Origin of the sequence: Novosphingobium sp. fls2-241-R2A-195 (assembly GCF_030209485.1) — a bacterium.
Lineage (GTDB): Bacteria > Pseudomonadota > Alphaproteobacteria > Sphingomonadales > Sphingomonadaceae > Novosphingobium > Novosphingobium resinovorum.
In genome coordinates this window covers 20,037-42,042 of the sequence record NZ_JARVRY010000001.1, presented here as the reverse complement: position 1 = coordinate 42,042, position 22,006 = coordinate 20,037, and the positions used below count along the sequence as shown (strand labels likewise).

The window sequence follows — 22,006 nt, the reverse complement described above, 5'->3', positions numbered from 1 at the left end:
GCCTCCGGGTCAAACGTCCTTAAGGAGTTCTGGCCCGGAGGAGTGCAGGCAGGATCAACCCTGACGCGGCTGCAGGTTGACCGCCGAGTACTTGCCTCGTCGATCGACCTCGATGTCGAACTCAACCTGATCGCCTTCGTTGAGACCGGACATGCCCGAGCGCTCAACCGCACTGATGTGCACGAATGCGTCCGGCTGGCCGTCATCACGGGTGATGAAGCCGAAGCCCTTCATGGAGTTGAAGAACTTGACAGTGCCGGTGGCCTTCTCGCCGGTGAGCTGGCGCTGCGGCGCCGGCTCGCGCTTGGCGACGGGGATCACATCGCCAACGACCACGAGGTCGGTTGCCGATACCTTGCCACCGCGATCGACGAGCTGGAATTCGAGCTGCTGGCCTTCGGCCAGACCTTCGAGGCCGGCGCGCTCGACCGAGCTGATGTGCACGAACACATCGTCGCCGCCTTCGTCGCGCTGGATGAAGCCGAAGCCCTTGGCTGCGTTAAAGAACTTCACGACGCCCTTGCCCTGGCCGACGACCTGCGCGGGCATGCCGCCACCGCCGCCGCCGCCGCGACCAGCAAAGCCGCCGCCACCGCCGCCGCCAAAGCCGCCGCCACGGTTGCCACCGCCGAAGCCGCCACCGCCGCCGCCGAAGCCGCCGCGATCACCGCCGCCGAAGCCGCCACCACCGCCGAAACGGTCGCCGCCACCGAAGCCGCCGCCGCCGAAGCCGCCGCGATCACCGCCGCCGAAGCGATCTCCGCCACCAGCGTAGAACGGATCGAACTCGTCTTCTCCGCCCCGCTTATTGTCGCGTCCCCTTCCGCGACGACCTCTATCAAAACCCATGTCTACTAGCGTACCTTCGCTGCGCCCCAGAAGTATTCGTCAGGCGGGCGGACGATCCACGCCAAACGTCAGGCAAGCGGCCGGGCTAAGGCCCGACCCTCTCCTGCGAACATGACTCTTACACGACTCCAAACGCGATGGCGAACGGAAATGCGAGGTGTTTGCAGTGCTTCACGACGAATTAGCGGTTTTTAAGCGACGAATGGGCTTGCCTCAACGCTCCGAAGCGTCTTGAAGGCCGGTTTCCGGCACCGCCCGGCCGCTCCACTACGGGAGAATGCGCAGATGTTCCGTCAGATTACCGAGACCGTCTTCGCCAGCCCGCAGATCGACGCCGCCATGGTTGCGGAGGCCAAGGCGCTCGGAATCGTCCGCATCGTCAACAACCGCCCCGAAGGCGAGAGCGAGGACCAGACCCCCGGCGACGCCATCGAGGCCGCAGCCCGGGAAGCGGGTATCGACTACGTCGCGATTCCCGTGACTCATGCCGGGTTCAGCCAGGCACAGGTCGATGCGATGGAACAAGCGCTCGACATCGAGGGGCCGGTGCTCGCCTATTGCCGCTCGGGCACGCGGTCGACACTGCTGTGGGCGCTGGCCCGCGCCAAGGCCGGTGACAGCCCGGCGGTGATCGCCTCGAAGGCAGCCGGTGCGGGTTATGACGTGAGCCCGGTGCGCCAGTTGATCGAGATGCTGTCCGCCGGACGATAAGCCGAATACGTCCGCACGAACGGGCCATGATCAAGGCCCTACCAACAACTAGAGCGCGTCGTCACCCTGTTCGCCAGTGCGGATTCGCACGGCGCGGTCGAGCGGAAACACGAAGATCTTGCCATCGCCGATCTCGTCGTTGTTGGCGTGCGCGCGGATGATCTCGACGATGCGCGGCGCCATCTCGTCCGTCACCGCGATCTCAAGCCGCAGCTTGGGCAACATGCTCGAGGTATATTCGGCGCCGCGATAAACTTCGGTCTGCCCTTTCTGGCGGCCGTGCCCGCTGACTTCCGAAACCGTCAGGCCGGACACGCCGGAAGCAGCCAGCGCCTCCTTCACTTCGGTGAACTTGAACGGCTTGATGATGGCCGTGACGTACTTCATGCGCGTTCCCCCACTCGTCACCCCGCTGAAACAGCATCCCACAAGTCGCATGCATAAAAAAGGGGCCGGAGCGGCTGGCTCCGGCCCTTTGAAGGTTGTGTTCGCAGGAGGAACATCGGTTGGCGACGACGGGAGGGAGGAGAGGAGGAAGTTCCCGCCGCCGCCAAACTGGAGATTCTTAGTTGTAGGCGCGCTCGCCATGCTCGCCGATGTCGAGGCCGTCGGCTTCGACTTCGGGAGTGACGCGCAGGCCGGTGACTGCCTTGGCGATGAAGATCGCGATCACGGTGCCGACGGTCGCGAGGACCACGGTGGCGAGGACCGCCTCGATCTGGATCACCAGTTGCGTACCGATGGCGAAGTCCGCCTTGCCGGGGCCGCCAAGCGACGGGGCATAGACGATGCCGGTGCCGATGGCGCCGACGATGCCGCCGATGCCGTGGACGCCGAATGCGTCGAGCGCGTCGTCATAGCCGAGCATCGGCTTGAGCTTGCTGACCGCGAAGAAGCAGATGATCGAAGCCACGGCGCCCAGCACGATCGCGCCGAACGGGCCCGAGTTGCCGGCAGCCGGGGTGACCGCAACGAGACCGGCGACGACGCCCGAGCAGAAGCCCAGGGCCGAACCCTTGTGACCGGCCAGACGCTCTGCGAGCATCCAGAACAAACCGGCCGAAGCGGTGGCGACGAAGGTGTTGATCATGGCGAGCGAAGCCGCGCCGTTGGCCGAGAGCGCCGAACCGGCGTTGAAGCCGAACCAGCCCACCCACAGCAGGCCGGTGCCGACCATGGTGAGCGTCAGCGAGTGCGGCGGCATCGGCTCGGCCGGGAAGCCCTTGCGCTTGCCGAGGATGATCGCGGCGACCAGCGCCGAGACACCGGCGTTGATGTGCACGACGGTGCCGCCCGCATAGTCGAGCGCGCCGAGGCCGAAGAAGTAGCCGGTCGGTGCCCACACCATGTGCGCGATCGGGAAGTACACGATCGTCAGCCACACGGCAGCGAAGACCATGACCGCCGAGAACTTGATACGCTCGACCGTGGAACCCAGGACCAGCGCGACGGTGATCGCGGCGAAAGTCATCTGGAAGCAGGCGAAGACGTATTCGGGAATGGTGCCCGAGACCGAATCGGGGGTGACGCCCGCGAGGAACGCCTTGCCGAAGCCGGCGACGAAGGCGTTGCCGCCCTCACCGAAGGCCATCGAGTAACCGTACATGACCCAGATGAGCATGGCGAGCGAAGCCGCGGCGCCGATCTGCGTCATCGTGGAGAGCATGTTCTTCGAGCGGGTCAGGCCGCCGTAGAACAGCGCGAGGCCGGGGAGGATCATCAGGAAGACGAGGACGGTCGAGGTCATCATCCAGGCGGTGTCGCCCTTGTCGACAGTCGGCGTCGCGTCCTGTGCGAAGGCGGCGGTGGAGACGGCAAGCGACGTGAGTGTCGCACCAATTCCACCGAAAATCTTGCGGTTCATCATGAAAGCTCCCCTCAGAGCGCGGTGTCGCCAGCCTCGCCGGTGCGGATGCGCACGGCCGAAGCGAGGTCGAGGACGAAGATCTTGCCATCACCGATGGCCTCGGTGCTTGCGACCTGCTGGATCGTCTCGACGATCTTGGGCGCCAGATCGTCAGGCGCGGCGACCTCGATCTTCACCTTGGGCAGCATGTTGGTCGAATATTCGGCGCCGCGGTAGATCTCCGTCTGACCCTTCTGGCGGCCGAAGCCCTTCACTTCCGAGACGGTCATGCCCGCGACGCCGATACCCCCAAGGGCCTCGCGAACCTCGTCCAGCTTGAAGGGCTTGATGATGGCTATGATGAACTTCATGCCTATCCCCTGTTAGCAACCGGCCCCAGCGCCGGTTAACCGAGACTAAGCAAGGGGCATGCCAATTTACCAACTGGCAAGAATCGGTGCCGATTCAACAGGCGGATAAACCGCAGGTCGCGCAAGGAGCACGCCGCGCCGCTCGATTCATGGGCAGTTGCCTAAATTTTAGGCAACGCGAGCGAGGCAAAGACGGGCAGATGGTCAGACCCTATCGCCGACAACGGACTGTGGTGCACACGGGTTCCCAGGACTTCCCACTCGGTGGACACGATGATCCGGTCGAGCAACGCCATCGGTCGCCGCGATGGAAAGCTGCGGCCCGGCGCCAGCACCTGCCAGCCCGCACCGAACTCCCGAAGGCAGCCGCCCCGCTGCGCCCATTCATTGAGGTCGCCCATCATCACGGTGGGCACACGCTCGGCGCATTCGGCGCAGTGCGACAGCACCGAGCGGACCTGATGCCGCCGCCGGATGCCGGAAAGGTCGAGATGCATGCCCACCACCCGCAGGCGCCGGCCCTCCATCATGAGGTCGGCCCGCACCGCGCCGCGCGGCTCCAGCACCGGCAGCGGCACCGGCGCCGCCTCGACGAGATCGATGCCCTTGCGCACGAGGATCGCGTTGCCATGCCAGCCCAGACTGTCGGGCTTCATCGACATGGGGACGGCGACGTAATCGGTCGCGGCATGAATCGCCTCGAGCGGCAACACGGCCATGCGGCGGCCGTAGCGGCGATCGACTTCCTGCAGCGCGACTACGTCGGCGTCGATCTCCTTGAGCACGGTGAGGATGCGCTCGGGATCGCGCCGCCGGTCGAGGCCGACGGCCTTGTGGATGTTGTAGCTGGCGAAAGTGATCTGCAAGAAACGGCTCCGGCGGGTGGCCTGTGTAGCAATCCGCCGGAACGCCGTCAGGTTCCTTCACGCACCATTGTGGTGCGGTTAGGTGCCGTTGAGTGCCATTGTGTGCCTCTCAGCGTTCCTTGGTAGCGCTGAAAGTCAGTTCGGGGTTGCGCTCCTGCTGATAGCCGACATCCCAGGCCGAGCGAGCCATGAACACAGGATCGCCGTCCCGGTCCTTGGCGAGGTTCATCTTGTTGAAATCAGCGAAATCCCTGAGCGCCTTGTCATCGCCCTTCAGCCAGCGGGCGGTGTCGAACGGCGAGCCTTCCAAAACAGCCTCGACCTTGTACTCGGCCTCCAGACGGCTGATCAGCACGTCGAGCTGCAGCTGGCCGACGACGCCGACGATCCACTGCGAGCCGATCTCCGGGTAGAACACCTGAATGACGCCCTCTTCCGACAAGTCGTCGAGCGCCTTGCGCAACTGCTTGGTCTTGGTGGGGTCCTTGAGCGCAACGCGGCGCAGGATTTCCGGCGCGAAGTTGGGCAGGCCGACGAAGCGCACGTCGTTCTTCTCGGACAGCGTATCGCCCACGCGCAAGGTGCCGTGGTTGGGGATGCCGATGATGTCGCCGGGCTCCGCATTGTCCGCAATCTCGCGGTCCTGTGCGAAGAACAGGATCGGCGAGTGCACCGCGATCGGCTTGCCGAGGCCCGAGGGCGTCAGCTTCATGCCGCGCTTGAAGGTGCCCGAAACGAGCCGCATGAAGGCGATGCGGTCGCGGTGCATGGGGTCCATGTTGGCCTGCACCTTGAAGATGAAGCCGGTCACTTCCTTGTTGTCAGGCTCGATCGTGCCCTGGTCCGAGGGCTGCGGGCGCGGCGGAGGAGCATGGCGCGAGATCGCGTCGATCAGTTCCATGACGCCGAAATTCTTGAGCGCCGAGCCGAAGTACACCGGCGTCAGGTCGCCCGCGCGGTAGGCTTCGACGTTGAATTCCGGATAGCCGGCCTGCGCCAGTTCCAGTTCCTCTGCGACGGCCTCCGGCAGCGCCGCACCCTTGTCGATCTTGCCGAGAAATTCCTTGGAGGCGCCCTCGGGGCGGCTGATGCCGCCGCTGGCGAGGTCGAGGATGCCCTCGAACACGCCGCCCATGCCGACCGGCCAGGACATCGGGCACACGTCGAGCGCCAGCATGTCCGCCACTTCGTCGAGCAGGTCGAAGCAGGCGCGGCCTTCGCGGTCCACCTTGTTGATGAAGGTGATGATCGGCACCGAACGCAGGCGGCAGACCTCGAACAGCTTGCGGGTCTGCGGCTCGATACCCTTGGCCGCGTCGATCACCATGATCGCCGAATCGACCGCGGTGAGCGTGCGGTAGGTGTCTTCCGAGAAGTCCTCGTGACCCGGCGTATCGAGCAGGTTGAAGGTGATCCCGTCCCGCTCGAAGGTCATCACCGAACTGGTCACGGAAATCCCGCGCTGCTGCTCGATCTTCATCCAGTCCGAGCGTGCACGCCGCGCCGCGCCGCGCGCCTTGACCTGACCGGCGAGATGGATCGCGCCGCCCTGCAGCAGCAACTTCTCGGTCAGCGTGGTCTTGCCCGCGTCAGGGTGCGAGATGATCGCGAAAGTACGGCGGGACTGGTGGGGCGAAGTGCTCATCGGCGCGCTTTAGTTGCGTAGGGCCAAGAAGGAAAGTCCCGGCGCCAAAGCACCGACGGCAGACGGTCTCAATGACGGTTGGCCTGTCGCCTCTATCCGCTAAGGATAAACATGACTGCGGCGTGGCGGTCTGCACAAGGACAAGAGCGAGAATGACCAAGCCGACGCCAGCCCTCAATCATCGGTTCGATTCCAGCATTCTCCGCGAATACGACATTCGCGGTATCTTCGGCAAAACACTCTTCGAAGAGGACGCCTACGCACTTGGCCGCGCCTTCGGGTCAGTCATTGGGAACACCGGTGCGATTGCCGTGGGACGCGACGGACGCATAAGCTCGCCAGTTCTCGAGACCGCGCTGGTAGAAGGTCTCGCCGACGCGGGAGTGAATGTCATTCGCATCGGTCTTGGCCCGACACCGATGCTCTATTTCGCTGAAGCCTCAATTCCAAAGGTGAACGGCGGCATTCAAGTAACTGGCAGCCACAATCCCGCCGATCACAACGGCTTCAAGTTGGTACTTGCGGGAGCGCCTTTTTTCGGGGCGGATATTATCCGGATCGGAAGCATCCTCGCCACGGGCGGCTGCCCGCGCGCAGACATTCGAGGCCGCATCGAAAACCGTAATATCCTCCCAACCTACGTCAGCCGACTGCTCGAAGGACTGGCCGGATGCGATAGATGCTCGCTTGACCGGCTGCGGATCGGTTGGGATGCAGGCAACGGAGCGGCCGGACCGGCGCTGGAACGTCTGCTGTCGCAATTGCCGGGCGAACACCATCTGCTTTTCTCCGAGGTGGACGGGCGGTTTCCCAATCACCACCCTGATCCAACGATCGACGCCAATCTCGCAGACTTGCGGGAACTGGTCGTGGCGAAGAACCTCGACTTCGGACTAGCTTTCGATGGCGATGCTGACCGAATCGGTGTCGTGGACAGCTTGGGCCGGGTACTGGACGCGGATCGACTGCTGCTCATCTTTGCGCGTGACCTGTTGCTCCGCCACCCCGGCACAAGCGTGATTGCAGACGTCAAGGCATCGCGCACGGTCTTCGATGGCGTCCGTGCCATGGGCGGCCGCGTTGAGATGGCCCCGGCGGGTCACTCGCACATCAAGGCTCGAATGAAGCGAACCGGCGCCTTGCTGGGCGGCGAGACCAGCGGCCACTTCTTCTTCGCCGACGATTGGTTCGGCTTCGACGACGGGCTCTACGCGGCAATCCGTATCATCGCAGCTGCGGCCCGCCTCGGATCGAGCATAACCGCGCTCCACGACGCGACGCCCGCTCTGATCAGTACTCCGGAACTGCGCTTCCCGGCGGACGAGGCACACAAGTTCGCGGTCGTCGAGGACGTCGTACGAAGGCTCACGGAGGCGGGAGTACAAGTCGAGCTGATCGATGGCGCGCGTGTCGATACACCGGATGGCTGGTGGCTGCTGCGGGCATCGAACACTCAGGCAGCCCTGACCGCGCGAGCCGAAAGCGATACGCCTGAAGGCCTGCTGCGCCTGCTGGCGCAAATCGACGATCAGCTTGCTGCCTCAGGGCTTTCCCGGATGATGGTGGAATAGATCAACGGAGACCGTGAAACTGCATCCGCTGCGGTGCTTTTAACCCATAGTGCAGATATGCTTTTCCAGATGCGCGCAATAGCAACACCCGCCGGGCAGATACCTCCAGAGATCGCCGAATGGTTCGACTCGCGAGGATGGTGTGTACGCAGCCACCAACAGGCGATGCTTGCGGCCGCGGATCGAGGGAAGCATGCGCTGCTCGTTGCGGATACCGGTGCAGGCAAGACCCTCTCCGGGTTCCTGCCTACGCTGGCCGCATTCTGTCCCTCGCGGCTCGGCTCAGAAAAACCGGCTGACGGCCTGCACACGCTGTACGTGTCCCCGCTCAAGGCACTGGCCACCGACGTCCAGCGCAATCTACTCACGCCGGTCGAAGAGATGGGGCTGGCGATCCGCATCGAAACGCGCAGTGGCGACACGCCGTCGGACCGCAAGGCCCGGCAGCGCGCGCGGCCACCACATATCCTCCTGACTACACCCGAATCGCTATCGCTACTGCTTAGCTATCCGGAGGCGCCCAGCCTCTTCGCTAGGCTCCAACGCATCGTAGTCGACGAGGTCCATGCCTTCGCGACCGGCAAGCGCGGCGACCTCCTCGCATTGGCCCTCACGCGGCTGCAGGCGATAGCGCCGGGCCTCCGGCGTGCGGCGCTATCCGCCACTCTGGCCGATCCCGACGAGTATCGCGGCTGGTTGGCTCCATGGGGCGACATCGATAATGTCGAACTGGTCGAGGGCGAGCCAGGCGCCGAACCCCAGGTCGAAATCCTGCTCCCCCGCGAAGAGCGTATTCCGTGGAGCGGCCATGCCGCGACTTGGGCCATTCCGCAACTGATCGAACAGATCAAGGCGCACCGCACGACTCTCGTCTTCACCAACACGCGCTTCCTGGCAGAGTACATCTTCCAGGAATTGTGGGACGCTAACGAAGACAACCTGCCGATCGGCATCCACCACGGCTCGCTCTCACGCGAGGCACGCCGCAAGGTCGAGGCGGCCATGACTGACGGGAAACTGCGGGCACTGGTCTGCACTGCCAGCCTCGATCTGGGCATAGACTGGGGCGACATCGATCTCGTCGTGCAAATGGGAGCGCCCAAGGGATCTTCGCGTCTGCTGCAGCGAATTGGCCGTGCCAACCACCGGCTCGACAGTCCCAGCGAGGCAGTGCTGGTGCCTGGCAACCGCTTCGAATTCCTCGAGGCCTTTGCCGCACAACAGGCCGTGCGCGAAGGACAGCGCGACGGCGACGCCTTCCGTCCGGGCGGGCTCGACGTGCTTGCCCAGCATGTGATGGCAATGGCCTGCGCGGGACCGTTCCAAGAGGAAGCCCTGCTGCGCGAGGTTCGCTCCTCGCTCAGCTATGCCTGGGTGGACGAGACGATCTTCCACCGTGTGCTGGAATTCGTTGCGACTGGCGGCTACGCGCTGCGCTCGTACGACCGCTTCCGCCGCATCGTCCGCGAGAAGGACGGGATATGGCGGCTCACACATCCCGAGCACGCCGCCCGCCACCGCCTCAATGCCGGAATCATCGTCGATGCAGAGATGCTCGATGTGCGCTTCCGTAACGGGCGATCGCTGGGCAAAGTCGAGGAAGGTTTCGGGGCCAGCCTTGAGCCCGGCGACACCTTTCGCTTTGCAGGGATGGACCTTGAGGTCGAATCACTAAAGGAACTGGAACTGGTAGTCCGCGCAGCAAAGCGCTCGGCGACGATTCCCAGCTACATGGGCCAGCGCATGCCGATCTCGACGCACCTCGCCGATCGGGTGCGCGCGATGCTTTCTGATCGGGCGGGATGGGCGCGATTTCCGGACGACGTGCGCGAGTGGCTGGAAGTGCAGGACTGGCGATCGCATTTGCCCGCACCCGGTCGGCTGCTGGTCGAAAGCTTCCCCCACCGCAATCTCGCGTATACGAGCTATTATACATTCGAGGGCTGGAACGCGAACCAATCGCTCGGGATGCTGATCACCAGGCGCATGGAAGATCGCAGGCTAAACCCGCTGGGTTTCGTGGCTACGGACTACACTCTTGTGGTCTGGGGCCTGAAGGCGGTGGACGATCCTGCTTCGCTGCTTTCCCCCGACATCCTGACGCATGAGTTCGTCGACTGGGTGCAGCAATCCTACCTGCTCCGGCGCGCATTTCGCGAAGTGGCGTTGATCTCGGGCCTCGTCGAACGCCAGCAGCCCGGCAAGCGCAAGTCAGGCCGACAGGTCACTTTCTCCACCGACCTGATCTACGATGTACTCCGCAAATACGAGCCCGATCACCTGCTGATAGAGGCTGCGTGGGCCGACGCTCGCGCACGGATGACCGACGTGGCCCGCATTGCCGACGTACTCGACCGTGCGGCACGCGAAATCGATCACGTGGTGCTTGACCGGATCAGCCCGTTGTCAGTGCCGGCGCTCTCAATGATCGGTCGCGAAAGCCTGCCTTCGGGGGCAGCGGACGACGACTTGCTACTAGAGGCGGAAAGCCTGGCCTCGGTTGCGATGCGGATTGATTCGGGCAACGAGGATTGAGGGCAAACAAAAAGGGGCGGATTGCTCCGCCCCTTTGGGTGCCCCTTGCGGGACCAGTTTTTGAACGACCGGCTTACTTGCCGAAAGTCGCGAACTGTTCGTTGCCGACGAAGCCGAACTTCGTGACCTGCGAAGCCTTGATGACCTCAAGAACCTGTGCCGACAGCTCGTAGCTGGCTTGCGGCTCGGGCTGGAACTGAAGTTCCGGCTCGGGGGTCATGCGGGTCGTGGCTTCGAGCGTCTGGACCAGACGCCCCTGATCGATCTGGGTCCCGTTCCACATGACCTTGCTGTCCTGAGTCAGCACGATCTTGTTCTTGACGGGGTCGATCGGAGGCGGAGTGTCCGTCGGAGGGGTCGCGACGGGCAGATCGATATCGATCGAGTGCGTCGCAACCGGGATGGACATGATGAACATGATGAGGAGGCAGAGCATGACGTCGATCAACGGCGTCGTGTTCATCTCCATCATCGGCTCGCCATCAGACTTGCCTGCTGACATTGCCATGAGATGTTACTCCTGTTCCCGCGCGTCAGTTAGGATCGATCGGGTTGGTGATGAAGCCAACCGTCGGATAACCCGAAATCTGGACGTTGTAGATCGCACCGGCGACGCAACGCCAAGGCGATTCGACGTCACCACGAATGTGGACCTGCGGGATGAGATCCGGGTTTGCCATGAGGGCCTGCGGACCACCTTCGCGCTTCACGATCGCGTCAAGACGCTTGAAGGCCTGGTCGCGCAGTTCCTCGGAAGTCACCGGCGTCACGTTGTTGATGTAGATGCGGCATTCACCGCCGCGGTTCGCACCCTGGAAACCGGGTTCGCCCGCGCTCTTGCCCGAAGCGTCGGTGGTCGAAACGGTAAGGAGGAGATTCTCCACCTTGTCCTTCGACTCCTGCGCTACGATGACGGGAATGCGCAGCTTCTCGATCGTCTGGATCGCGACCGGAACCGCGATCAGGAAGATGATGAGCAGCACCAGCATGACGTCGACGAGCGGCGTCGTGTTGATGTCGGACATCGGTGTCTCTGCACCGCCTCCGCCCGTGGATATCGCCATAGTCTTATCCTAATCCTTGCGTTGCCTGGGGGTCGGCAGCGACTTCTCGCATGCTTCGAGCCGCCGCCTTCTTCTTGACCCCGACGGGGGCGGACCGGGCCAATGAGCCGATCCGCTTCGTTCCCCGTGCTCTTACGGCTTGGCGGGAGCGGCAGCCGGCTTGGCGGGAGCCGGAGCAGCCTTGGCCGCGACAGCGACGGTCGGCTTGATGGCACCCTTCGAGTTGATGTTCGCGAGAATGTCGTTCGAGAAGCCCGTCAGCAGTTCTGCAATGCGCTTGTTGCGCGACTGCAGGTAGTTGTAGGCAAGCACGGCGGGAACGGCGACGAGCAGACCGAGCGCGGTCATGATCAGCGCTTCACCGACCGGACCCGCGACCTTGTCGATCGAGGCCGAACCGGCGAGACCGATCGCGATCAGTGCGCGGTAGATGCCGACGACGGTACCGAACAGACCGATGAACGGCGAGGTCGCACCGACAGTGGCGAGGAAGGGCAGGCCGCCGGAGAGGCGAGCGTTGATGGTCGCTTCCGAACGCGACAGCGAGCCGTGCAGCCAGTCGTGGGCTTCGAGCGAGTCGGTCATCTTCGAGTGCTGGTCTTCAGCGGCGATGCCGTCTTCGACGAGCTGGCGCCATGCGCTGTTCTTCTCGAGCTTGGCAGCGCCTTCACGCAGGGTCGGAGCCTTCCAGAAGGTCGTGCGGATGGTGCCGAACTGGCGCAGGATCTTCGACTGCTCGAACCACTTGGTGAACAGGATATAGAACGAACCGAAGGACATGATGCCCAGGATGATCACGGTCGCGTAAGCGATGAAACCGCCCTGCTGAAGCGCTTCGGCGAAGCCGAACTTGTTCTGCGGCGCGCCCGCGGCGGCAAGGATGTCAACGATAAGCATGCGAGTTACCTCTCAAGAAGAATGCAGGATGTGATCGGAGCGGTCGAATTACCCAATGACCCGAACCGATCCCTTGGAGATTAGTTGAGCTTGTACACGATCGCGGTCGAGTACGACGACGAGATCGGGTTGCCGTCCGCATCGAGCGCCGGGTCGAAGCGCGCATAGCGCTGCATACCGTCGCAAGCGGCCTCATCCAGATCCGGGCTGCCGCTCGAAGCGGAAACGGAACAGGCCGAAACCTTACCGTCGCCACCGACAGTCACGCGAACACCGACGCGGCCTTCGCGCTCTTCACGAGCAGCGCGGGTCGGGTAGTTCGACTGAATGCGGGCGGCCCAGCTGCCCTGGCCCTTCGGCTTGACGCCACGAGCCTTCGACGGACCGGGCGGCGGCGGCGGCGGAGCCGGCGGCGGCGCTGCGGTCTGGATCACCACCGGCGGAGCCGGGGGTGGGGTGATCACAGTCTGCACCGGCGGCGGGGCCGGGGCGATGTTGATCGGCGGCGGCGGCGCCACGATAGGCGGCGGCGGCGTATCTTCCTTCGGAGGAGGCGGCGGTGGCTCTTCCTCCTTGGGCTTTTCCTCCTTGATATCCACGGTGGTCACCTTGTTGATGACCTTCTTCGCCGCCTCATAGGCCAAGCCGGTGACGAGCGCATAGCCGACGAAGACATGGATCAAGGCGACAATGACAAGAGCAACAACCTTGTTGGTGCTCATCTGCTGGTCAGCGTAAGCCATTCAGACGCATCACTCCATTACCAAGCCCCGGACAAAAATTCCCGGAAGAACATGCCCAAGGGCGCCCATGGACTCCCCCCCGGAAAGAGGGAACCCATGACGAAACTCCAAATTACCCACCCTGACGGCTAACAGTCTGCCCATCCGACGACAATACGAAACGGGAGGCGAACCGAGGAGCTTTTGCTGTTTTTGCCCCATTTTGCAGGCTTCTTAACGTTGAAGCCCACCCCGCGCAACGCCTTATCGGCCCAGCGGGGGTTAACGCACGATTCATGCCCGGTTAGCTCAAATTGATCCAGTCCAATTTTGAGTTGTCCGCACTCATTGACTATAAGCCATCGCATTTCCACGGAGATTATCGTCCATGCCACTGATTTCGCGCCCCCTTGCAGCGGCCCTGGCGGGTGCCTATTTCGCATTCGCGCCCCCTGCGGCGAGCGCTCAGGGGCCGCTCGAGACGCCCGGTGAAGTCACTTATGCCGACATCGCCGACCTAGCTGATTCGGCAGGTCTGGTGGTCCAGGCCCAGATCGTTAAAATGACCCGCATCGATAATGAACGGGCTCGCGGTCTCACTCCGGGACATGGACGCTTCTATATAGAGGCCCGCACCAGAGCTCTGCTGGTGGGCAAGGCGCCGCTCGGCGAATCGGTCACCTACCTCGTCGACCTCCCGCTCGACGGCAAGGGCAAGGCGCCCAAGCTGAAGAAGCAGGTCGTGTTCCTGTTCGCACGCGCCGTGCCGGGCCGTCCCGGCGAACTTCAACTCGTCTGGCCGACCGCACAGCAGATTTCCACGCCCGCGCGCGAGACACGGCTCCGTTCAATTCTCCAGGCCCTCGTCGCGCCCGATGCCCCCGCGAAGATCACCGGCGTGCGCGAGATGCTTTTCGTTCCCGGCAATCTCGCGGGACAGGGGGAGACCCAGATCTTCCTCAACACCCACGACAATTCGGCCGCCTCGATCACGGTGAAGCACGAACAAGGACAGGCCCCGGCCTGGGGTGTTTCGTTCTCCGAGCTTGTCGCCGACCTCGGGCACCCGCCGGAGCCGGACACGCTCGAGTGGTATCGTCTCGCCTGCTTCCTGCCCCGAACACCGCCTGCCGGCGCCAATGTCTCGGGCAGCTTCGCCGAACAGCAGCAGGCTCTTGCGGACTACCGCATGGTCCTGAGTCAGCTCGGCCCCTGCACGCGGACACTTAAGTGACACCGCGATAGGCGTTCGTGCTGGAATTTGACGCCCGCCTGCCTTAGTGCGCGCTCCCGAACAAGGAGCTAGCATGGCCGAACCGCTGAATATCGCGCTTGCCGGACTGGGAACCGTCGGCACCGGCGTCGTCCGTCTCATCGAGACCAATGCGGAGCTGATCGCCCGCCGCGCCCGCCGTCCGATCCGCATCGCCGCCGTCAGCGCGCGCGACCGCACCAAGGATCGCGGCGTCGACCTCTCGCGCTACGACTGGGTGGACGACACCGCCGCCCTCGCCGCGCGGGGCGACGTCGACGTGGTGGTGGAAATGGTCGGCGGCTCGGACGGCCCGGCCCTCGCCCTCGCCCGCAACTCGATTGCGGGCGGCAAGAGCCTCGTCACCGCCAACAAGGCGATGATCGCGCATCACGGGCTGGAACTGGCCGCCGCCGCAGAGGCGAAGGGCGTCGCCCTCAAGTTCGAGGCGGCCGTCGCGGGCGGCATCCCGGTCATCAAGGGCCTGTCCGAAGGCGCCGCCGCCAACGCCATCGAGCGCGTCTACGGCATCCTCAACGGCACCTGCAACTACATCCTCTCGACCATGGAGGACACCGGCGCGGACTTCGGCGACGTTCTCGCCGAAGCGCAGCGGCTTGGCTATGCCGAGGCCGATCCGACCTTCGACATTGAGGGCATCGACGCCGCGCACAAGCTGTCGATCCTCGCCGCCATCGCCTTCGGTTCGCAGCTTCGCTTCGACGCGGTGGAGACGATGGGCATCAGCCGCGTCAAGGCCGCCGACATCGAGCAGGCCCGCTCGCTCGGCTACGTCATCCGCCTGCTCGGCATGGCCGGTGTCGATCTTGCGAGCGGCACTCCCCGGCTGTTCCAGCGCGTGCGTCCGCACTTGGTGCCGATCGACCACCCGCTCGCCCATGTCGACGGGGCGACCAACGCGGTCGTGGCCGAAGGCAACTTCATGGGCCGCCTGCTGTTCCAGGGCGCAGGCGCCGGAGACGGCCCAACCGCTAGCGCGGTCGTTGCCGACATCATCGACATCGCGCGCGGTGAAAAGGGCGCGGCATTCTCGATGCCCGCGGGCGAACTGGAAGCGATGGAACCGGCGGAATCCGGGCACCGCGTCGGCAGTTCCTACATCCGCTTCACCGTGCCGGACCGCCCGGGCGTGCTGGCCGACATCACCGCCGCCATGCGCGATGCGGGCGTCTCGATCGAGAGCCTGATCCAGAAGGGCGATCCCGATCAGGACGGCGAGGTCATCCTGGCGGTCGTCACGCATCCGGGGCCGGAGAGCGCCGTCACCGAGGCGATGCGCATTCTCGACGGGTCGGACAGCCTGACCGCGAAGCCGCTGGTGATGCAGATCATCGGGGCCTGAGATGGCCCGGGGGGGATGCCTCTTCGGAGGCATTCTTCCTGTACGTTCTATTCCTGAGCACTCCCGGAGCCGCCACTCCGGGACGCCGCCTTCATGGCGCGCGCAGTTCGCCCTTGGCGATCTTGTCGGCGTCCGAACCCGCAGGAGCTTCCGGTATCGTCGACAAGTCGATGATATAGGGCTGCTCGGGCGGGCACGGCGGGATCATGCATAAGCCGCTCATCGTCGCCTTGCCCTTGAAGATGCCGTTGCCCGAAACGTCCGGCGTGCGCGGCCGCCCATCGTTGGCGCCCACGCCGGTCGGGTCGTCGTCTCCGGTGGAAGGGACGCGGTACTGATCCGGCGTCGGCGCGCAGACCACGATCTCGCCCTGTTTCATGGTTCGCAGACAGGCGTTGCGCGAAGTATCCTTCGTGATACGACCACCTGTTCCAAGCATTTTTTCGGCGATCGCACGGTCTTCGGCAGAAGCGCCGGAAGCGGCTTGAGCAATCGCCGGCGCGGGAGCGATTATTGCGATTGCGAAAGGGAAAATCCAGCTTCTCGACAATTCAAAATCCTCTGTCTAATCGGTGAAAATCTTGCCTCCCTGGATTAATCCGGAGTGAACATGTCCGAAAACACTACCCCCGCAAGTCATGTACTCGATCGCGTTCTGGTCCTCGAAATGGTGCGCGTCACCGAGGCTGCCGCCATCGCCGCGTCGACCCTCATCGGGCGCGGAGACGAGAAGGCAGCCGATCATGCCGCAGTCGAGGCAATGCGCAAGGCCTTTGACGGCCTCTACATCGACGGGACGGTCGTGATCGGCGAGGGGGAGCGCGACGAGGCGCCCATGCTCTTCATCGGCGAGAAGGTCGGCGGCGCTCCCGGCAAGGGTCCGAAGATCGACATCGCGCTAGATCCGCTCGAAGGCACCACCATCACCGCCAAGGCCGGACCGAACTCGCTGGCAGTGCTGGCGGCGGCGGAGGAAGGCGGCCTCCTCAACGCGCCCGACGTCTACATGGAGAAGATCGCGGTCGGCCCCGGCTATCCGGACGGCGTCATCGACCTCGACAAGACCCCGACCCAGAACGTCGAGGCGGTGGCGGCGGCCAAGGGCGTGAAGCCTTCGGACATCATCGTCTGCGTGCTCGATCGCCCCCGCCACGAGGCGCTGATCGCCGAACTGCGCGAGATCGGCTGCGGCGTCGTGCTGATCGGCGACGGAGACGTGGCAGGCGTCATCGCGGTGACCGACGAGGACACCACGATCGACCTCTACATGGGCTCGGGCGGCGCGCCGGAGGGCGTACTGGCTGCGGCGGCGCTGCGCTGCGTCGGCGGGCAGTTCAACGGCCGCCTGCTGTTCCGCAACGACGACGAGCGTTCGCGGGCGCGCAAGTGGGGCATCAAGGACCTCGACAAGATATACAAGCTGGAAGAGCTGGCCAAGGGCGACTGCATCTTCGCGGCGACCGGCGTTACCAGCGGCTCGCTGCTCGACGGGGTGAAGCGTCGCAAAGGCGGCATCATGACCACCGAAAGCGTGGTCATGCGCGCCAGTTCCGGCACCGTGCGCTGGATCAGGGGCGAGCATCGGATCTGATGTAAGGTGACAGGGTTTACACGGTTTACACGGTCCAGAGGGGAAAGGTGTCACCTTGGGCCGGAAAGTGTCACCTTGCGGGCCTAAGGTGACACATTTTGCGCTGGATGTGTCACCTTGTGAGGGTGAAGTGTCACCTTGTGGTGTAACCTTGTGGCGGAAGGTGAGCGGCGAACGGGGCATGAGCGCAATGTACCGGAGCGCGCCGCGTGTAGGAAAGCGGACCTTCGAAAAGCGCCCCATTGCGGACATTGCCTGATCCTCCCTGTCGCGCAGCGATGGGGAGGGGGACCGCCGACGCAGTCGGTGGTGGAGGGGGGAACCCCTCCGTCAGCCCTGCGGGCTGCCACCTCCCCATTCCTGCGGAACAGGGAGGATAAAACGGCCACTTCCTACCTAAAGTCTTCATTTAAACACCATCGTCATCCCAGCCCCCCTCACCCCGCAACCATGCCTCAAATCGGGCCGATGCGGTGACAATCGGTCGCCGACTATTGCAATCCCGCGACACCCGGCTACAGGGCCGGTCCCAACGACCGACCGCCAGGAACCGTCACGGGGATTCGCAAATGAAGATCATGTCCGGCAACAGCAACCTGCCGCTCGCACGCGCGATTGCAGGGTATCTCGAACTGCCGCTCACCGACGCCGCCGTCCGCCGCTTTGCGGATGAGGAAATCTTCGTGGAAATCCACGAGAACGTGCGCGGCGAGGACGTCTTCGTGGTGCAGCCAACCAGCTACCCCGTCAACGACAACCTGATGGAACTGCTGATCTGCATCGACGCGCTGCGCCGCGCCTCGGCCAAGCGCATCACCGCCGTCGTCCCCTACTTCGGATACGCCCGTCAGGACCGCAAGCCCGGCCCGCGCACGCCGATCTCGGCCAAGCTGGTCGCCAACCTGCTGACCGAAGCCGGCGCCGACCGCGTCCTCTCGGTCGATCTGCACGCAGGCCAGATCCAGGGCTTCTTCGACATCCCCACCGACAACCTGTTCGCAGCCCCCGTCATGGCGGCCGACATCCAGGCGCGCTACGGCGACCAGTCACTGATGGTGGTATCGCCCGACGTCGGCGGCGTGGTCCGCGCCCGTGCGTTGGCAAAGCGCCTCGACAACGCTCCGCTCTCGATCGTCGACAAGCGCCGCGACAAGCCCGGCCAGTCGGAAGTCATGAACATCATCGGTGATGTGAAGGGCCGCGCCTGCATCCTGATCGATGATATCATCGATTCGGGCGGCACCCTGTGCAACGCCGCGCAGGCGCTGATGGACGAAGGCGCCGCCAGCGTCACTGCCTACATCACCCACGGCGTCCTGTCGGGCGCAGCGGTGAGCCGCGTGACCAATTCCGCGCTCAAGGAACTGGTCATCACCGATTCGATCATGCCGACCGAAGCCGCCAAGGCCTCCGACAAGATTCGTATCCTGCCGATCGCCCCGCTGCTCGGCGAGGCGATCCGCCGCATCGCCGACGAAAGCTCGGTGTCGAGCCTGTTCGACTGATCGCAGCGAGCCATCGCTTTCGAAAACGAAGAACCCCGGGGTAGCAGGACGCGGCCCTGGGGTTCTTCGTTTTCGGGCTTTCACTGCTACTCCCAGGGGCGAGCCTGTCCCGGCTCGATCCGGCGCAGCGCTTCCAGACGCCGCGCCTGACGCGATTCGAGCGCCAGCGTCAGGATCGGCTGCGGGCGCGTGACGAACTGGCGCGGCGACATGCCGAACAGTTCGGTGAACTCATGGATAAGATGGCTCTCGTCGTAATAGCGCAGAGCGATCTCATCTCCCTCGCGCGAATCGGCTACGCCGCGCAGGTGGCTCGCCATGTCGAGCGCGCGGGCGCGGCGCAGCACCTGCTTGGGCGGCAAGCCGAAATCGCGGCTGACCACGCGCTCAAGCTTGCGGCGATCGACCCCACATTCGGCCGCCGCATCGCTTACCGAGATCCCCGGATCGCGCAGGCTGATCTCTTCGAACTGCGCGGTGACGGGGTCAGGCTCCGCCCCGCCCAGCCTTTCGACCTGCCGGCGAACCAGCCCCTCGATCGACTGCAGCCATTCCTCCGGCGTCGCACCGGGGTCCAGTACCTGCAGGAAGTCGTCCGAAGGCGCAGTCATCACGTCGGTAGGAACGACCCTGTCGAGAAACTCTCCCACGCGCGGCAATTTCAGCGAGGTGCCCGTCCCGGGACGGATGACATACCCAACGCTGACGAAGCTGCCCGTTACCGAAATCGGCATGCGCCGCGAATGAGGACCGAAATAGAATGCCCCGCGCCGGGTGGTAACAGGTCCTTCTGCGGTCTGCGCCGCCCAGTCCCCCGCCATTTGCACGCGCACGCAGGCGGTGTCGTTGAACAGTCCGCAGGACACCGTGTAATCCTTGGGCAGATCGACTTTCGTGACATAGAGGCGGCCCAGCCAGGGTGCCAGATCGGGCGCAGGCGCGCGGTTGTAGGACAGGGGTTGCCCGTCACGTGTGATGCCTTGCTGCGGCGCAATCGAGGGATCGACCGCAGGACGGTTCCTGCGTTGCATGGTTACCCTGTTTTAAAGATGCCCTTGAAAAGCGATAATTGCGCAATGGCTTGGGAGCAATGCGAGAAAATCTACAAGGGCTGTTAGATTCCTAGTATTTTCTTGCAGGTAATGCCCCCCGGATACCCCTGACCCAAGGACCTTGACCGGATCACCATCCGGAAGGCAGAGCAGGCGGCATGAAACTCGACCACGACATCGCCCTCGCGCTCCGCCTTGCCGATGCGGCGGGCGAAGCTATTCGCCCCCACTTCCGCACCGGCCTCGCCGCCGACCGCAAGTCCGACGCCTCGCCCGTCACCGTGGCCGACCGGGCGGCAGAAGAAGCCATGCGCCGCATCCTCAAGGCCGAAGTGCCGCGCGATTCGATCATCGGCGAGGAATTCGGCACCGAGGAAGGCGGCTCGAACCGCACCTGGGTGCTCGACCCGATCGACGGCACCATCTCGTTCATGGGCGGCCGCCCGACCTTCGGCACGCTGATCGCGCTGCTGGTCGACGGCTGGCCGGTGCTGGGGATCATCGACCAACCCATCCTGAACGAGCGCTGGGTCGGCGCCAGCGGCCACGCCACCACCTTCAATCGCAGCGAAGTGCGCACCCGTCCCTGCCGCGAACTCTCCGACATGATGCTGGCGACGACCGGCCCGCAGTACTTCGACGACCATCAGGGCGCCCACTTCATGGCGCTGGCGGCCAGGACCGACCACAAGCGCATGATGTTCGGCGGTGACTGCTACAACTACGGCCTGCTGGCGAGCGGCCACATCGACCTCGTCTGCGAGGCGGGGCTCAAGCTGCACGACTGGGCCGCGCTGGTCCCCATCGTCGAGGGCGCGGGCGGCATCATGTGCGACTGGAACGGCGAGCCCCTTCACGCTCAGTCCGGCGGCGAGGTGCTGGCGATCGGCGACCCCGCGCGGCTGGAGGACGTGATCGAGGCGATGGCCTGCCATCATCACGGCCATCACCACGACTGACCCTTGAGGCTGTTCTTCTACGGCACCCTTCGCCCAGATGCGGATACGCCGATGGCGCGGTGGATCGCAGCGCGGCTGGTCGTGGCCGAGCCGGGCGAGGTGCCGGGGCGGCTTTACGCGGTCCCGGACGCGCAAGGCTGGTATCCGGCGCTGATGCCGGGCACAGGCCGGGTGCGGGGCATGCTTTGCGAACTGCAGCTGCGACCCGGCGATCTGGCGCGGCTCGACCGGTACGAAGGGCGGGAGTACCGGCGGGTGGCGCTTCCGGTTCGTACCGGCGCAGGGCGGGTCAGCGCACAGGTCTATGTATGGCGCGGGCGATTGCCGCAGGGCCGGGCGATCGGGCCGGACTTCCCAGAATGGCTGCGCAGCGTTCGCGGCATGGCTTACTCGTGAACCGCGCGCTTGCCTTTCCTGCATCCAGCCACTAAGGGCGCGTCCTTCAATCGACACGGTCGAGTCTCCTTTCGGGGAGATTCGCGGGTTGGCCTGGCGAAAAGGGCTGCCAAGGCCAGCGGGACGTGTCCCGATCAAAGGAGACGAAAATGCCCAAGCTGAAGACCAAGAGCGGCGTGAAGAAGCGCTTCAAGCTCACCGCCACCGGCAAGGTGAAGCACGGCGTAGCCGGCAAGCGCCACCGCCTCATGAGCCATAACGGCAAGTACATCCGCCAGAACCGCGGCACCGAAGTCATTTCCGACGCCGATGCCAAGGTCATCAAGAAGTGGGCGCCCTACGGGCTCAACTGAGGAGTACTGACGAATGAGCCGTATCAAGAGGGGTGTCACCACCCGCGCAAAGCACAAGCGGATTCTGGACCAGGCCAAGGGCTATCGTGGTCGCCGCAAGAACACCATCCGCGTCGCACGCCAGGCCGTCGAAAAGGCCGGCCAGTACGCGTACCGCGACCGCAAGATCAAGAAGCGCACCTTCCGCGCTCTCTGGATCCAGCGCATCAACGCGGCCGTCCGCGCTGAAGGCCTGACCTACTCGCAGTTCATCCATGGCGTGAAGCTCGCCGGGATCGAACTGGACCGCAAGACGATGGCCGACCTCGCCATGAACGAAGGCGGCGTGTTCAGCACCGTCATCGCGCAGGCGAAGGCAGCTCTGCCGGCGGCGGCGTAAGCCACCGACGCGTAAAGCTCCTCAGCTTCATCGCGCGATTTCAAAGGGCGTGGATGGCATGTGCCGTCCGCGCCCTTTT

23 protein-coding genes are annotated in these 22,006 nt (G+C 64.4%); 11 read left to right on the top strand and 12 right to left on the bottom strand.

Annotated features, from left to right (window positions below; all coding sequences use genetic code 11):
* Positions 1–54 precede the first annotated feature (54 nt).
* Entirely contained in the window at positions 55–849 is a 795-nt protein-coding gene (locus QRN25_RS00205; protein WP_285016645.1) for a cold-shock protein, read from the bottom strand.
* A 285-nt stretch (positions 850–1,134) separates the two neighbouring features.
* Between QRN25_RS00205 and QRN25_RS00200 the strand changes: the two genes are divergently transcribed.
* Positions 1,135–1,560 (top strand): protein tyrosine phosphatase family protein, encoded by a 426-nt coding sequence (locus QRN25_RS00200; protein ID WP_271180797.1) that lies wholly within the window; start codon positions 1,135–1,137, stop codon positions 1,558–1,560.
* A gap of 48 nt (positions 1,561–1,608) precedes the next feature.
* On the opposite strand, the gene QRN25_RS00195 is transcribed toward QRN25_RS00200, so the two are convergent.
* From QRN25_RS00195 to QRN25_RS00175, 5 genes are all read right to left on the bottom strand, one after another.
* On the bottom strand, positions 1,609–1,947 hold the full coding sequence (locus QRN25_RS00195; protein ID WP_271180796.1) for a P-II family nitrogen regulator: 339 nt from the start codon (positions 1,945–1,947) through the stop codon (positions 1,609–1,611).
* Between the two features lie 178 nt (positions 1,948–2,125).
* Positions 2,126–3,424, bottom strand: coding sequence for an ammonium transporter (locus QRN25_RS00190; RefSeq protein WP_271180795.1), 1,299 nt, complete (start codon positions 3,422–3,424; stop codon positions 2,126–2,128).
* A 14-nt stretch (positions 3,425–3,438) separates the two neighbouring features.
* A complete protein-coding gene (locus QRN25_RS00185; RefSeq protein WP_008832047.1) occupies positions 3,439–3,777 on the bottom strand; it encodes a P-II family nitrogen regulator in 339 nt (112 codons plus the stop codon).
* A gap of 161 nt (positions 3,778–3,938) precedes the next feature.
* Positions 3,939–4,643: an endonuclease/exonuclease/phosphatase family protein gene (locus QRN25_RS00180; RefSeq protein WP_285016634.1), complete on the bottom strand. Its 705-nt coding sequence runs from the start codon at positions 4,641–4,643 to the stop codon at positions 3,939–3,941.
* 109 nt (positions 4,644–4,752) lie between these two features.
* Positions 4,753–6,288: a peptide chain release factor 3 gene (locus QRN25_RS00175; RefSeq protein ID WP_271180793.1), complete on the bottom strand. Its 1,536-nt coding sequence runs from the start codon at positions 6,286–6,288 to the stop codon at positions 4,753–4,755.
* A 152-nt stretch (positions 6,289–6,440) separates the two neighbouring features.
* Between QRN25_RS00175 and pgmG the strand changes: the two genes are divergently transcribed.
* Positions 6,441–7,859, top strand: a complete 1,419-nt coding sequence (gene pgmG / locus QRN25_RS00170) for a phosphoglucomutase/phosphomannomutase PgmG (protein WP_285016630.1) — start codon at positions 6,441–6,443, stop codon at positions 7,857–7,859.
* A 57-nt stretch (positions 7,860–7,916) separates the two neighbouring features.
* Positions 7,917–10,394: a ligase-associated DNA damage response DEXH box helicase gene (locus QRN25_RS00165; RefSeq protein ID WP_285016628.1), complete on the top strand. Its 2,478-nt coding sequence runs from the start codon at positions 7,917–7,919 to the stop codon at positions 10,392–10,394.
* A gap of 73 nt (positions 10,395–10,467) precedes the next feature.
* On the opposite strand, the gene QRN25_RS00160 is transcribed toward QRN25_RS00165, so the two are convergent.
* From QRN25_RS00160 to QRN25_RS00145, 4 genes are all read right to left on the bottom strand, one after another.
* The gene (locus QRN25_RS00160; protein ID WP_271180790.1) at positions 10,468–10,902 is read right to left on the bottom strand and encodes an ExbD/TolR family protein; all 435 of its coding nucleotides are present in this window, start codon (positions 10,900–10,902) and stop codon (positions 10,468–10,470) included.
* 25 nt (positions 10,903–10,927) lie between these two features.
* Positions 10,928–11,458: an ExbD/TolR family protein gene (locus tag QRN25_RS00155; RefSeq protein ID WP_008829624.1), complete on the bottom strand. Its 531-nt coding sequence runs from the start codon at positions 11,456–11,458 to the stop codon at positions 10,928–10,930.
* A gap of 132 nt (positions 11,459–11,590) precedes the next feature.
* Positions 11,591–12,355, bottom strand: coding sequence for a MotA/TolQ/ExbB proton channel family protein (locus QRN25_RS00150; protein ID WP_271180789.1), 765 nt, complete (start codon positions 12,353–12,355; stop codon positions 11,591–11,593).
* An 80-nt stretch (positions 12,356–12,435) separates the two neighbouring features.
* The gene (locus tag QRN25_RS00145; RefSeq protein ID WP_008829622.1) at positions 12,436–13,098 is read right to left on the bottom strand and encodes a TonB family protein; all 663 of its coding nucleotides are present in this window, start codon (positions 13,096–13,098) and stop codon (positions 12,436–12,438) included.
* Positions 13,099–13,465: 367 nt separating this feature from the next.
* Here QRN25_RS00145 and QRN25_RS00140 point away from each other — a divergent pair, with 367 nt between their 5' ends.
* On the top strand, positions 13,466–14,311 hold the full coding sequence (locus QRN25_RS00140) for a hypothetical protein (protein WP_285016618.1): 846 nt from the start codon (positions 13,466–13,468) through the stop codon (positions 14,309–14,311).
* A 73-nt stretch (positions 14,312–14,384) separates the two neighbouring features.
* A complete protein-coding gene (locus QRN25_RS00135; protein ID WP_008829620.1) occupies positions 14,385–15,692 on the top strand; it encodes a homoserine dehydrogenase in 1,308 nt (435 codons plus the stop codon).
* A 91-nt stretch (positions 15,693–15,783) separates the two neighbouring features.
* On the opposite strand, the gene QRN25_RS00130 is transcribed toward QRN25_RS00135, so the two are convergent.
* On the bottom strand, positions 15,784–16,071 hold the full coding sequence (locus QRN25_RS00130; RefSeq protein WP_271180787.1) for a hypothetical protein: 288 nt from the start codon (positions 16,069–16,071) through the stop codon (positions 15,784–15,786).
* 231 nt (positions 16,072–16,302) lie between these two features.
* On the opposite strand from QRN25_RS00130, the gene glpX reads away from it, so the two are divergent.
* Entirely contained in the window at positions 16,303–17,283 is a 981-nt protein-coding gene (glpX, locus tag QRN25_RS00125; protein WP_285016612.1) for a class II fructose-bisphosphatase, read from the top strand.
* 569 nt (positions 17,284–17,852) lie between these two features.
* Entirely contained in the window at positions 17,853–18,788 is a 936-nt protein-coding gene (locus tag QRN25_RS00120) for a ribose-phosphate pyrophosphokinase (RefSeq protein ID WP_008829617.1), read from the top strand.
* Between the two features lie 86 nt (positions 18,789–18,874).
* Here QRN25_RS00120 and QRN25_RS00115 read toward each other — a convergent pair whose 3' ends face one another.
* Complete coding sequence (locus QRN25_RS00115) at positions 18,875–19,819, bottom strand: helix-turn-helix domain-containing protein (protein WP_271180785.1); 945 nt, start codon at positions 19,817–19,819, stop codon at positions 18,875–18,877.
* A gap of 179 nt (positions 19,820–19,998) precedes the next feature.
* On the opposite strand from QRN25_RS00115, the gene QRN25_RS00110 reads away from it, so the two are divergent.
* The 4 genes from QRN25_RS00110 to rplT all read left to right on the top strand — a co-directional run bounded on the left by QRN25_RS00110 (position 19,999) and on the right by rplT (position 21,927).
* Complete coding sequence (locus QRN25_RS00110; RefSeq protein WP_285016607.1) at positions 19,999–20,799, top strand: inositol monophosphatase family protein; 801 nt, start codon at positions 19,999–20,001, stop codon at positions 20,797–20,799.
* Positions 20,800–20,802: 3 nt separating this feature from the next.
* Positions 20,803–21,195, top strand: a complete 393-nt coding sequence (locus QRN25_RS00105) for a gamma-glutamylcyclotransferase family protein (RefSeq protein ID WP_271180783.1) — start codon at positions 20,803–20,805, stop codon at positions 21,193–21,195.
* 149 nt (positions 21,196–21,344) lie between these two features.
* Positions 21,345–21,548, top strand: coding sequence for a 50S ribosomal protein L35 (rpmI, locus tag QRN25_RS00100; RefSeq protein ID WP_008829613.1), 204 nt, complete (start codon positions 21,345–21,347; stop codon positions 21,546–21,548).
* 13 nt (positions 21,549–21,561) lie between these two features.
* Positions 21,562–21,927, top strand: coding sequence for a 50S ribosomal protein L20 (gene rplT / locus QRN25_RS00095; protein ID WP_008829612.1), 366 nt, complete (start codon positions 21,562–21,564; stop codon positions 21,925–21,927).
* Positions 21,928–22,006 lie beyond the last annotated feature (79 nt).